The sequence below is a fragment of the Wenyingzhuangia sp. IMCC45533 genome (assembly GCF_054111225.1).
In genome coordinates, this window is record NZ_CM134197.1 from 1,299,528 (window position 1) to 1,313,787 (window position 14,260).

Below are 14,260 nucleotides of genomic sequence, written 5' to 3' on the forward strand. Positions count from 1 at the left end.
GCTACTCCACCCTTATTTTTACTCCTTTGCTGTGACTACTAAATTCTGGTGCATACATGCTCTCTATATTGGTAATTCCGTTGCTAAAAGTTCCTTGATGACTCACTCTTAAATCATACTCAAATACATAAATTCCTTTTTTAATACGATCAAAAAAGAAATGTGTAGCCGTATCTTTTGTCGTTTGATAATAACCTAAACCATCTTGCCATTTATATTGAGAGATGACATCTATTGGCTCCAATCCAGCAGCTCTCATATCCTTCATATGAATAAATTCCATGTCCCTATCAGAAGTTAATTCTATTCTTACTGTTAATAAATCTCCTACTTTTAAAGCAATACTACCTTTAATTGCTATTAATTTTATCCCTTGCTCCGTATTTTTTTTGATGTACGCTTCTTTCTTTAAGCTCAATGGAGTTTCGGCTTGCTTTATCTTATCCAAATCCTCAAAATACTGCCAGTACAAACCACCCCAAGCAACTCCTTTTTCTTTTTTTGTTAAGGTTACTGTGGCTAAATCTTTGGTAATTTCATCAGCTTTCCAATGTGTTTTAAAATAACCTGTACTTGCTTCTACAGTTACGTCTTTCATTTTTACTTTCGGAATGGGTTGTCCTCCTATGGTTACCTCCACAGCTTCGGTTACAGACAACCAATCGGAACCTTGTAGCAGTAAAGCATAAATCGCTTCGGAGGTAGCTTTGGTCGTATTCCATTGCTGTACTTGTTTATTCTTTAACAACCACTGCTTTAGTTCATCAACTAATAAAGTATTAGCCGCAACTTCAGAAAACACTTCTATCATTAAACTTTGTGTAACAATAGGATCTTGATACCAGTACCAACTTGCTTTGTTCTCTTTCCAATACCTCCCCATTTCTTCACTCAACACACTATTTTCTTGCAACGAGTTTAAAATATTTTTGGCAACTGAGGTATTGTTCTCTCTGTGAAAAACCAAAGCAATTATCCCTTTATTGTATAACGACTCCTCTTTCCAAAATTCTTCTGCCTGTTGCGTATAATATGACACAGCTTCTTTAAGCCTGCCTTTTAATTTTCTATTTTGATCGAAACTAAGCACGTACAAATATTGCAACTGAAAACTGTATAAGTGTTTTTTACTCAAATAATTTTGAGTTGCCTTTACTCCTTCTTTTTTTGTTTTTGCGAGTTGTTGTAATCTATCTGCTTGTTCTAAAAGTAAATCGTAACTCTCAATCAATTCATCATCTAAATAACTTTCAGCTTTATCTATCATTTTTTCAAGACGTTTGTCGTCAATGCTAACACCCAGTTTCTTAAGATGATGGTATCCCTGCACGATATGTTGTGTAATATATCTATTGGCATCATCCGATCCTTTAAACCAAGGAAATCCTCCGTTGGACATTTGCATATGGTCTAATTTTTTAATGGCACTTTTTAGATTGGCTTCCATTTTAGACAAATTAAACAATAAGGCCATTCTCTTTTTTTGTTCCGCTTCCGATTGCGCATCCCTTAACCACGGAGTTTCTTCTATTATAATTGATTTTAATTCCGCGTTTTTCTCCAAATTGCTCATCAATGTTTCTGAATTTGCCCACTGCTCAAATACTTCTTTTATTTTAGGACTGCTATTCACAATATGACTTGCCAACTGATTCGCATAATATCTTGCAAAAGTTTGCTCTGCACACTCATAAGGATATTCCATTAAATACGGCAGCGCTTGTACTGCATACCAAGCGGGGTTGCTTGTTATCTCTAAGCTTAGTTGATGGTGTTTTAAGCTTTGCGAACTGCTGTTTTTTAAACCCGCTAACGTAAAAGTTTTGCTTTGTCCTCCGTTTGCCCACAATGGTAATGTTTCTGTAACCAACATTCTATTAGATAAAATAGGAAGTATATTTTGTTCTCCATCAGAAAAACGTTGGGTTGCCGCTACAATTTTGTATTGCACTGCTCCCATATTTTCTGGAATTTGTAGTTTCCAAGAAACCGAAGTATTCCCCTCCTTGGTTATAGAAAAATTCTGAACAGATTGATGATTTTGAAACAGCGCATCTACCTTTTTACCTGTCATTGGGTTCGTTAGCTCAAGCTTTACGCTCCCTTCTTGCATATCTTTACTTAGATTGGCTATTTTGGTAGTCAACATTATGGCATCTCCCTCCCTTAAAAACCTTGGCGGGTTGGGAACCACCATTAACTGTTTTTGAGTTACCGCGGTTAATGTTTTGGTTCCAGTATTTAAGGCTTTATCGTGCGCTATTAATTGTAACTTCCATCTAGTTAAATCTTCTGGCATGGTAAACTCAAAAGACACCTCTCCTTTTTCATTGGTTCTTAATTGCGGAAAGAAAAAAGCTGTTTCGTTAAAATTAGTTCTCGCTTTTACGTTGTTTAATGCTTGGCTAGATACTTTTGATTTTAATGCTTCTTTAGTGTTAATTACAATTACGCCATTAGCTCCTCTTGACCCGTAAATAGATTTAGAAGCAGCATCTTTCAGGACATCTATAGATGCTATTTCTTCCGGGGGAAAATTGGGGTTTCCTTCTACTGGTACGCCATCGACTACAAATAAAGGATTTGTAGTTCCTGACAAAGAAGAAACCCCTCTTATTCGAATATTCGAAGTTTCTTCGAGTGATTCTGAGACTGTTTCAAAACTGGTAGTGGATTCTGAAAGCAATGACTTTCTATGTTTACCATATCCAACAACAACAACTTCGTCTAGCTCGTCTGAAGATGCTGCCAGTTTAACAGTGTAACTGTTGTATTTTTTATCTACTTTAAAAGTGTACGTTTCATATCCTAAATACGTCAATTCTAATTTTGTCTTGTATTTGGTATCAACTATAGCTATACCATCGAAATCTGACACAAATTGATTCTTTCCACTACTAATTGCTACACCTGGTATAGGCTCTTTCTTGAAAGCGTCCAAAACTGTAATTTTAACTTTACCTTTTGGGATAGACTTGTCCTTATATTTACTTATTGAAGCCTTCGCATAGCTAATACTCTGTAAATACCGTTTATTCACCCACCTATTATTGTCAATACTAAATCCAAACCAATTAAAATCATCTTTATCAAAAACCACATAATGATAGAAACTTCTATATCCGTTTGTTACACTTAAATTTGAAGTTTTAAAGTTATCATAGCTTGTTACTTGGTGATAAGCCCTGTAAATTGGTAATTGTTCAGGATTAAAATTTAAAGCATGAGGCATAAACTGATCTAGAGAAATATCGTACATCGATGCTAATACCTCGGCAGATACTTTTTCTTGTTGAGGTCCTTTTATTTTAAACTGCCACTTTTGTTTGGCACCTGGCTCTAACAAATCTCTAAAAGTTAACGTTTCAATGGACAATTCTTTAGACGGATAAGGAACGGGAATGTGAACAGCTCCACTCTCTAAATGATTGCTATTGACCCAATGCCATTTGATTGCAAAACCTCCTTTATCATTTTCCGTAACGGGTATTTCTAAGGTTTTTATATCATTACTTAGAAATATTTGATGTTGAGAAAAAAGTTGATGATTTTTTTCTACCTCCACCATGATATTCATGTTTTTTGAAGCCGAACCTAAAGACAATACTACTTTATCTCCAGGCTGATATTGTCGTTTGTCTGTAAAAATTGTAAACATTTTTTGGTCGGCAACTTTTTTAGCTTTTGGGTCATATACCTCCACCCATTTTTTATCTTTTACCTCTTGTCCCCATTTGTCAGTTGAGGTGGCCTCAATGATATATTTACCTAATTCCCATTTTTTAATTTTTCCTAAAGCCAGTGTTTTGCTTTTTTTAGTATCAAATTTTTTGCTGTATACCAAAGTTCCTTTTTCCCATTTTTTAAAATCCTTAAAATGTTTGTCCTCAAAAATATTAGGAAATAATTTTTGATGCTCTTTTGCTGTAATTCCTACAATATCTGGACGTTCCCAAGGCGAAGCTACTTTGGGTGTTTGAGGAGCTAACAATTTGTAAATCTTTACCGTTCCTTGCGTATCTGTCCAAACACCATTTAAGTTTTCACTATGAACTTCTATGTTATTCTTCTCTAATACATTCAGTTTATCGGCAACATTGATGCTCAAGTTTAGAGCGTGATATCCCACCGCTACCCTTGTTTCAGCACTCCTAGTTTCTCCATTAATATCTGTTACATCCGCATAAACAGTATAATAAAATACGGGCTGATGTTCTTTGGCAACCGTCACATCTGGGTGTGCTTTGAATGGAATGGTATAAATTCCCTCATGGTTGGTTGTTGTTTCTCCGTTGGCAATTTCCGTTTGCTTATTGACGGCAGGCATCCACCAACACCATCTTGGGTATTGTGCTTTGCGCACTACCCTGTACTGAACTTTGGCATTTGTAATTTTACTCCCTGCCAGAGCCAAAGCTTCCCCCTCTACTTTGATGGAATCGTTTACTTTGTAAGTTCCCTTTACCGGGTTAAAATTAGTCTCAAACTTAGGTCGTTTGTATTCTTCAACAGAAACAGTACTGTTTCGGCTAGAAATATACTTGTTTTTGTAGTACACCTTAAAGCTGTAAACTCCGTTTAAGCCCGAGGTGGGCAAAGTAAACGTGGTGTTGGCAGAAGCAAAATCGTTTAGGGTTAAGATCTCTTTTTTTACTTCTTGTTGATTCACATCATACAACTTTACTTCGACACTTTTATTCGCTAGTAATGCTGTTTCTTCTCCTTTTTTACTCAATAAAATAGTTTTAAAAAACACCTTTTGTCCGGGTCTATAGATACTTCTATCTGTAAATATAAATGCCTTGTAATGCGTGGTATTATTTTTAGATTGATATGTCCTTTTTTTGTAAAAAGAAATGTGATCAAAATAGGTGTTTTCCGTATTTGTTCTTACACTCACAACACAATTAGCGTAGTATCTACTGGCTTTAAAAGTAAATTCTCCGTTTTTATCCGTAACAAAATTCTTCTCTATATTGTACCTTGCCCTTTGATTAATATGTTTATTACTTATCTGTATTTTAGCTCCTTCAACAACCTTTCCATTTACTCTATTTAGTATTTGATATCTATTTTCTGCTATTTTTAAAAAGGTAAGATCGGTAACTTTAAACTCTTTATAATCGTTAACAACTTTATCGCCATTAACAATTCCCGTAAACAAGTAGCTTCCTTGTTCTAAATCGGGCAATAAAATTTCTGTACTGTGTTGCTGATGATCTTTTTGATTGGGCAAAGTTACCTGCCAAGATTTGTAGACAGGCAATAATTTTATGATAGAATCTTTTTTATCTCTGTTATAGGTGTTTTGTAATAACAGACTTGTTTTTTGGTTGATTTGATAAATAGTAGCCTGGAAATTGGTAACGTTTCTATAGCTAACTAATGATTTTACATGGCTACCTACAGGGGTATATTGCAGTAAACGACAATTAACGTTTTGGTGTAAAATTACCTTTTCTAATTGTTCGCAACTTTTAGCCAGCTGATGTTTTGGATGCTCTTTTAAAATAGTTTCACATATTTCCAAAGCTTTCACAAATTCAAACTGATATTGGGTTTGTTTTTTGGGTTCAAAAGTTTCTGCCAAAGAGTAATGCGCTTTAGCGATTTCAAAATCTATATAAACACGATTTTCTGATACTTTTATTTGGGATTTTAAACCTTTTAAATAGTTGAGTTTTACGGTTAAAAAATTAGCTATTTGTTGATTTTTTTCTATAAAATGAACTGCACGTAATATAGATTGAACATAGGCAAGCTCATTATTTTTGGCTTTGTGATATTTAATTAGTTGCTGGTAAAGTTGTAAGGATTTGTATTTATTGGATAACGTATCTGATGTGGTAATATTGAATTTTTCTATCTCTTCTAAATATTCTTTTTTATCAATATGAAAAGGCTCTTTGGCCTGATTGATGTTACTTTGACTATTTTGATAAAACTCAATTGCATTGTGAACTAAAACATCATACAGAGTTCTTTTATAATCTTTTTCATCATCATGTGCTTTTAAAATTTCTGAAAACTCTTCTCTAGAAATGTTTTGTAATACCTCTTCATTTTGTAAAGAAAACTGATAATGCTTTTGAACTTCTGCCAATAATGTTGCTAAATCCCATGTTCTAAAATCTGTATTGTTTTTTGCGGTAGTTTGGGTACGGTTGTGTATTTTCCATCGGTTACTTTGATAATAGTCCCAGTAAATATGAGCAAGCATACTATGCAAAACTGCTTTAGAACCTACGTTATCGGTCTGCTCAATTACCTCTTTAAAATGGTTAATTACTTTTAACTTGGCTTCCTCTTCTAAGGTTATACTGAACTTACTTTGATATAGTAAACATTTTATTTTTTGAGCCTGTTGACCATCTCTCTTTGCAATTTTATATATTTTAGCTACTTCTTTAGCGGCAGTTTTAGGCAAACCCTCTAGCTCGTATTGATGAACTTTTGTCCACAGAGATTTATATTTTGAGGTTTGTGCAACCAACGAAAGATTGATAAATAACAGTAGCAACAAGCATATTTTTTTCATCCTATTTTTTTTAAATTATGTACTCTCATCTAAAAACACATTCTGATAAAATTAGTGTGTACTTAAATTACAGTTTAAACATATCAATAAAAATACCACAAAAAAAAGTCTCAGGAATTACCTGAGACTTTCTACTTAAAAAAAACTATTTAACTAAAAAACTAACCTACTTATCTATTATAACAATTGTACGTTATAGGTAAGTCCTACAGAATAAATATCTGATTTACCTACGTTACGACCGTTTAAAACTTTACCATAACCTACTGATAAGTTAATATCATCTGATAAAGATTTTTGAATTACAACTCCTGCCCTTAAATATTCTACCTCAGTCTCTGGAAAATTACCCACTGGGTTCATATTTTCGTCAACGGTTTGAAACCCATCTGCATTTGTTAGATTTACATCAGCACCTCCGATTGCATTCGCATAATCTACCCATCCAGATACATAAATACTACGAGTGGAATATCCTATTTTTGCTCCTGCCAAAAATGAATTGGGAATATCAGTAAACACTCCTTTGGCATCTGCATCATCTTTAAAACTATAGGCAGCGGTTAATATGGTAAAAAAACCATCATCTGATAAATACTGTATACCTCCAGTAAAATCTGCAGCCAATGCTCCAGTACCAATAGATAAGAATCCGTTAGATTCGTAATCAAAAGGAACAGACAACGTGAAACCTGACAATAAAATCAAGTCTGAGTTCTCAAATTTAAAAGTGTGAAAATTATACCTAAGTCCAGCTGTGATGTCCTGAATACCAGAAACTCTTCTTTCACCGTTGAATAAATCTCTCATTCCTTCGGAAGTACCAACTATATAGGGGATGCTAATTAAAGCAGACAACTTTGCGTTGATCATATACTTGGCAAATAAGTTATATATATCTTGGTTTAGTTGATCTTGAGTAACCCCTGCCAATTCTGGCCCATCAAGCTTTAACAATTTTTTTCCAACATAGGCTTCGTCAAAAGTACTTCTTGAATAGGTTAGGGATACAGATAACGCTCCTTCTTCATCAACAAATCCATCTATTAATCCTTGCGCTCTTGAACTTGTGTTAAAACCTACCATAACAGATAGCATCATAACGAATTGTGTAATTTTTTTCATTTTTGTTTTGTTTAGATTTATAACACTTACGAAACAAAAATAGGAGCGGTTTGGTTTTTACAATTTTTTTTTGGTTTTTTTTTCTTAAGAATAATAAACACAAACTACAGTACAATTTTTAAACAAAAAAAGCTTGACAATAAAATTGTCAAGCTCTCTCTGAAAAAAACTATAATAACTGTATGTCGTAAGTTAAACCTGCTGAAAAAGTAGTTGCTTTCCCTACATTTCGTCCATCTAGCACAGTTCCAAACCCTACACTAGCACCAAAATTCTCTACAAATTTTTTGTACAAAGTAGCACCAACTCTTGTATACTCTACCTCGGTTGCTGGGAATCTACCTCCAAAATCTGCATCACTAATATCAATACCAGACAAAGAGTTTGAATGATCTATCCAAGCATCTGCATAAAACAAGCTACTTGCATACCCAATTTTTGCAGTTGCTAAAAAAGCATTAGGTACATCAAAGTCACCGTTCCCTTGCGCATCATCTCTATAGCTGTAAGAAGCTAATACTGTAGAAAAGAATCCTACTTCTGTATTTAGATGCAAACCTGTAGTAAAGTCTGTATTAAAAGAACCTGAACCAATCGATAAAATTCCATTTGGTTCATAATCTCCTGGAATTCCAAAAGTTAAACCTGATAAAATACTTAAATCAGACGTTTCAAATTCAAACTCGTGAATTCTATATTTTAACCCTAAGGCAATATCCTGAATACCAGAAACGCTAGTTTCACCATTTATAGGATCTACTTTTCCTCCTGCATCAGCAACAATAAAAGGAATATTTACAAAGGCTACTAAATCCGCAGCAACTTCGTATTTAGCATATACATCGTAAATATCTTGAGTTATTTCATCAAATGGAGTTTCATCATCTAAATTCTTTTTCTCTTTTCCAAAGTAAAATTCATCAAAACTACCTCTTGTGTAAGAAGTTGTTACTGACAAGGCCCCTTGTTCTGAAAAAAATCCATCAATGTATCCTTGAGCTTGTACACTTGCATTAAAGCCCAATAGTGCTAAACTTGCGATTGTTAAAAATTTAATTGTTTTCATATTTAATTTATTTGTAAGATTAGTTATCATGACATTTCAGTCGAAGAATAACCTACTGTTTACAAAAAATTATTGTTCTTGAACATTTAAAATGTTAAAAACAGCTTAAAAACAAGGGATTAGGAACATAAAAAAAATTAAAAACCCCGATTTTCGTTTCAATTTAGGATGAGTAAAACACGTTTTATTAATCATTATTTATACACAAACTGTTTTAATACGGAAAAATAACTTGAGTGATATTTGTGACTCAACTATCAATTATATTTGTAATTATAATATCTGTTTATGCTATCTATTCAACATGTTTCGTTTGCTTACAAAAAGGACAAAACCGTTTTAAAAGACATTAATTTTAAAGTGAGTAACGGTGAATATGTTGCTCTTTTGGGAGAAAGCGGTTGTGGTAAAAGTACTTTGCTTGAACTTATTTATGGTTTGATGGATATTAAACACGGCGAAATATACTACGAAGAAACTAAGTTGTTAGGACCCAAATTTAACTTGATTCCTGGGCACTCATTTATGAAGTACTTAGCTCAAGATTTTAGTTTAATGCCTTACACAACGGCAGCAGAAAATGTAGGTGAATTTTTATCTAACATATACAAAGACAAGAAAAGAGCAAGAATTAGGGAATTGTTGGAGGTTGTAGATATGAGCGAGTTTGCCGATATTAAGGTCAAAAATTTGAGCGGAGGTCAAAAGCAAAGAGTGGCTATTGCTAGAGTTTTAGCGAAAGAACCTAAAATTCTTTTGTTGGATGAGCCTTTTAGTCATATTGACAATTTTAGAAAAAACAACCTGAGACGTAAACTGTTCAACTACTTAAAACAACAGAATATTTCTTGCATTGTAGCTACACACGATAGCACAGATGCCTTGTCTTTTGCAGATTGTGTGTACATCATCAAAGATTCTAAAATTATAGCCAATGGTGCTCCTGATAAAATTTATGACAATCCTCAATCTAAATACGTAGCTTCTTTTTTTAACGAGGTAAATGAAATACCTAATCATTTTTTAAAAGTTGATAAAGAAGGATTTTCTTTGCTGTATCCTGAACAGATAAAAATTGTAAAAAATTCTAGTTTGAATGCTACAGTAACCAATTCCTATTTTAAAGGTCACCATTATTTAATTGAAGCCTCGTTTAATGGCATGGAGATACTAGTTACCCACCATGAACCTTTACTTCTCAACGAAAAAATCTGTATTTCTATTTAAGTAGACAGAAATACAGATTTTTTATTTTTATCGTTGATGAGTTTTATTTTATTTTTGCGGTCTTTAGAATTGCTTCAAGTTCAAAAACAAAATCTCGCTTGTTTACAGATGGAGCATAGTTAAAACCTTCTACCACCAGAACCCTATTGTTTTTTTCATCAATAATAGAATAATTTAAAAAGGGACCCGCGTTATAAGCTCCAAAAACTTCCCAAGTCCCTCTAGTCTCGTAAGCTTTTTTTCCGTTGATTACTACCTCTTTTAAAACAGGTGTTCTCGCAGCCTCAGTTATCATATACATGGTGTCTACATTATTACCCCTAATATATGTTTTACCAATACTATCCCTATTTTTTATAATTTGACTGATTATAGGTTGAGTATTGTCAAACATGGGTGTTTGATAAACCAACACATTATTGGTTTGATCTCCAGCTGCAATACCTCCAGCAATATGGCTTCGCAGCCATGTAAAAGAACCTAGAGTATCCATTACAACTCTATACTTGCTAGGTATTTCCATCTTAACCCCTAAATTTGACAAGGCATTAATTTTTGATGCTATGTTGCTCTTTCGATTTTCTTTCTGAATAGATTTTATATCCTCACTTTTAAAAACTTTAACCATTTCTGGACCTTTGGTTTTTATCAGTGTTACTAGTTCATCCTCCGTTTTAGCCTTTAGTTCAACAATGGTTTGAGGCACTGCATATTTATTTTTTGTAGTTTTAAAAACTTCCTGATCTGCCAGTTGCAACACCAACAAATTTCTACTATTTTGAAACATTTTAGTAAAAGCACTTGGCGGAATTGTAGAGACATTAAATAAGTATTCTGGCTGTGGCAAACCTGGTATAGGTTCTTGAATCAGCTCTTTAAAAGCTTTTCCTATTTTACCTTTCCAATGCTCTGGACTCACCACGACAATCACGTGATTAATTCTACCCGTAGACGTAGGCTTTAAATAACTGTTATCTTTTTTATCGCTTTTTGTTTTGCCACAAGCAATTAATAAAGTAAAAACTAAGAGTGTAATAATTTTTTTCATAAGAGTTACATTTTATAAATCACCAATTTATTACCTAACTTTAAATTGTTACTACTCCAAAGATTGTTCCAAGACCTAATTGCCGTTACCGTTACTTTATACTTTTTAGCAATTTCCCAAAGATTATCTCCACTTACAATTGTATGAACTTTTTTAGCTCCCTTTTTGGGTACGTCAACTTTGGTTATTTTTTTTACGGGCTTAGGTTTAGCTACCGTGTAGTTCAGACGTTTGGGATAAATGGTTAAACGTTGCCCAACTCTTAAATTTGTACTACTTAACTTATTCCACTTTTTTAAATCTCTAACGTAAACACCGTGTTTTTCTGCAATCAGACCTAAATAATCTCCAGATCTAACCTTGTAACGAATACGTTGACTCATTTCAAAGTACTTAGGCAAGGGTTTTTCTCTTTCATTTGCCTGTGCCGTGGCATAAGCATAAACCTGATCTTCGTGATCTACAAATTTTAAAGCATCCTGTAAAGGCAACACTAATTTGTAATCTCTTCCCTTTACGTAGGGCACTATATTTAATTTGTAAGACGGATTTAAAAACTCTAACATTTCTATATCCGTTCCTACCATGTCATTCACTTGCTGGAATGTTAATAGTTGCTTTACTTGAATACTGTCCGTCAAAAAACTATGAATTTGGGGAGCTTCTTTTTCTATACCGTGTTCTTTTGCGTATTCAAAAATATACATAGTTGCATAAAACGCGGGGAGATAATCTGAAGTCTCTTTTGGCAAGAAAGGTCTAATATTCCAATAATTGGTATGATTTCCCGATCTTCTGATAGCTTTTGATACATTCCCTGGCCCAGAGTTATAAGCCGCCAAAGCTAAGTCCCAATCATTAAAACTATGATATAGTTTTTCCAAATATTGGCAGGCTGCTTGCGTTGATTTTACGGGGTCTTGCCTTTCGTCAACATAAGAACTTACTTTTAGGTTATATAATTTACCCGTTTGATACATAAACTGCCATAAACCTGTGGCTCCCACTCTTGATTTGGCTCTGGGCTTTAATGCAGATTCTACAATGGCTAAATATTTTATTTCTAAAGGAATTTCGTATTTGGCTAGTTGCTCTTCAAAAAACGGAAAGTAATATTCCGCTCTAGCCATCATTTTAGGATAGTATTTTTTTCTGTATTTTAAATAACTCTTTATAATTCTCTCCATCTCAATATTGTATTCAATGTTGAATGGAGTTTTTTCGTTTAAAACTTTCAATCTAGCTTTTAAAGTATCTGTAGATACACCTTTATCAGCCACAAAAATATCATTTTCTCTAGGTTGTTTAAGGCTTGTAAAAACACTATCTATAAGAGAGGTTCTGTATAAATTCTCAATCCATAAGCTATCTATTTTTTCTAATTTTTGACTAGAAATTTTATCTGCATAACTTACGGTATCTATTACCTTTTCAGATTGTTTTAAACTATCAATTCCCTCTTGCGCAAACAACAATTTATTCGCCAAGAGCAGTACACCCACTAACTTCATCTCCCTAAATTTCAAACAATTATTCGTTTAACAGTTTTGTTACCTCATCTAAGTTAGGTGACAAAACTATTTCTATTCTCCTATTTTTGGCTTTACCTGTACTTGTCGCGTTGTCTGAAACAGGAATATACTCGCTTCTACCAGCCGCAGTAATTTGCTTTGGAGAAACTTTATAATTCTGTAATATTCTAACTATAGCGGTAGCTCTTTTTACTGATAAATCCCAGTTATCTTGAATAACTCCTCCATTGTAAGGATCGTTATCTGTGTGCCCTTCTATCAATACATTGATAGTTGGATTGTTTACCAAAACTTCTGCTAATTTTACCACTGCATTTTTACCGTTGGCTCCAACAGCCCACTCGCCAGATTTGAATAATAATTTGTTCTCCATAGAAACGTAAATTTTTCCATCTCTATTTTCAACCGTTAAACCTTTACCTTCAAAACCAATCAACGCATCGCTAATAGCATTTTTTAGTTTTTGCATGGCTGCCTCCTTGCTTGCTATTAAAGCTTCTAAATCAGATATTCTTTTGGATCTCGCTTCCAACGCTGCTTTTAATTTTCTAAGATTTGACTCTTCTTCTAAAAGCTTATTTTCTTTGTTTTCTAACTCTGCTAGTAGCTTTTGATTTTCTTTGACTTTTGCACTGATGGCCGATGAGCTATTTAACGACAGGTCATCATATGAACCTTGTAAAGCGTTGTTTCTATTTTTAGCCGCAGCTATCTCTTTATTTAAAAGTGCTAATTGTTTATCCAAGTCCAACTTTTGATTTCCCAACTTATCTAACTTAGAAGACAACGTGTTTCTATCATTTGATAAAGTACCATTTTGGGTAATCAAATCATTATTAGTCCTAGATAATCTATCGTACTTATCAGCTAATTCTGTAAACTGCCTCTTGGTCACACAACTAGACAATACTAATAGTGTTAATAATGGTAAAATGAATTTTTTCATAGGAATATTTTTAAGTAAGTTCTACAACAATTGGACAGTGATCCGAATGTTTTGCTTCGGGTAAAATATAAGCTCTCTCTAATCTATCTCTTAAAGGTTCCGTAACCATATGATAATCTATCCTCCAACCTTTATTGTTATTTCTAGCATTGGCTCTGTAACTCCACCAAGAATAATGATGTGGTTCTTTGTTAAAATGTCTAAAACTATCTACAAAACCACTGTTGATAAACTTGGATAACCAATCTCTTTCTACGGGTAAAAACCCTGAGGTGTTTTTATTTTGTTTTGGGTTGTGAATGTCTATTTCTGTGTGACAAATGTTGTAATCACCACAAACAATTAAATTCGGAATTTCTTTACGTAGTTGAGTAATATAATCCAGAAACTCATCCATGTAGTTTAGTTTAAAATCTAAACGAGCACTATTCGTTCCTGAGGGCAAATACAGACTCATCACAGAAAAAGTATCGTAATCTACTCTAATATTTCTTCCCTCGAAATCCATAGACTCTATACCTGTTCCATAAGCAACGTGGTTAGGCTCTTCTTTACATAAAATAGCTACACTACTATATCCTTTTTTTTGCGCAGAAAACCAATAAGTATATTTGTAGCCTAATGCTTCAAATAAAGACAAATCTAATTGCTCTTTATGTGCTTTGGTTTCTTGCAAACACAAAATATCTGGATTGGTAACCTCTAACCAATCTAAAAATCCTTTTTTCAAAGCAGCTCTAATTCCGTTTACGTTGTATGATATAATTTTCATATTCGT

8 protein-coding genes are annotated in these 14,260 nt (G+C 33.6%); 1 reads left to right on the forward strand and 7 read right to left on the reverse strand.

The annotated features are described in order from the left end of the window. Position 1 precedes the first annotated feature (1 nt). The 3 genes from ACXGQW_RS05750 to ACXGQW_RS05760 all read right to left on the reverse strand — a co-directional run bounded on the left by ACXGQW_RS05750 (position 2) and on the right by ACXGQW_RS05760 (position 8,729). Positions 2 to 6,538: an alpha-2-macroglobulin family protein gene (locus tag ACXGQW_RS05750; protein WP_457824142.1), complete on the reverse strand. Its 6,537-nt coding sequence runs from the start codon at positions 6,536 to 6,538 to the stop codon at positions 2 to 4. 177 nt (positions 6,539 to 6,715) lie between these two features. Further along, positions 6,716 to 7,663 carry a hypothetical protein gene (locus ACXGQW_RS05755; RefSeq protein WP_457824143.1) on the reverse strand — a complete coding sequence of 316 codons (948 nt, stop codon included), beginning with the start codon at positions 7,661 to 7,663 and terminating at the stop codon, positions 6,716 to 6,718. 169 nt (positions 7,664 to 7,832) lie between these two features. Beyond that, a complete protein-coding gene (locus ACXGQW_RS05760; protein ID WP_457824144.1) occupies positions 7,833 to 8,729 on the reverse strand; it encodes a hypothetical protein in 897 nt (298 codons plus the stop codon). Positions 8,730 to 9,017: 288 nt separating this feature from the next. On the opposite strand from ACXGQW_RS05760, the gene ACXGQW_RS05765 reads away from it, so the two are divergent. Continuing rightward, on the forward strand, positions 9,018 to 9,956 hold the full coding sequence (locus tag ACXGQW_RS05765) for an ABC transporter ATP-binding protein (protein ID WP_457824145.1): 939 nt from the start codon (positions 9,018 to 9,020) through the stop codon (positions 9,954 to 9,956). A 43-nt stretch (positions 9,957 to 9,999) separates the two neighbouring features. Here the strand turns inward: ACXGQW_RS05765 and ACXGQW_RS05770 are convergent, their stop codons facing one another. From ACXGQW_RS05770 to ACXGQW_RS05785, 4 genes are read right to left on the reverse strand one after another with little or no spacing between them, the layout of a single operon-like run. Continuing rightward, on the reverse strand, positions 10,000 to 11,004 hold the full coding sequence (locus ACXGQW_RS05770) for a DUF4837 family protein (protein WP_457824146.1): 1,005 nt from the start codon (positions 11,002 to 11,004) through the stop codon (positions 10,000 to 10,002). A gap of 5 nt (positions 11,005 to 11,009) precedes the next feature. After that, on the reverse strand, positions 11,010 to 12,515 hold the full coding sequence (locus ACXGQW_RS05775) for a transglycosylase SLT domain-containing protein (protein WP_457824147.1): 1,506 nt from the start codon (positions 12,513 to 12,515) through the stop codon (positions 11,010 to 11,012). Between the two features lie 19 nt (positions 12,516 to 12,534). Continuing rightward, entirely contained in the window at positions 12,535 to 13,482 is a 948-nt protein-coding gene (locus tag ACXGQW_RS05780) for an OmpA family protein (RefSeq protein ID WP_457824148.1), read from the reverse strand. A gap of 10 nt (positions 13,483 to 13,492) precedes the next feature. After that, a complete protein-coding gene (locus tag ACXGQW_RS05785; protein ID WP_457824149.1) occupies positions 13,493 to 14,254 on the reverse strand; it encodes an exodeoxyribonuclease III in 762 nt (253 codons plus the stop codon). Between the last annotated feature and the right edge of the window lie 6 nt (positions 14,255 to 14,260).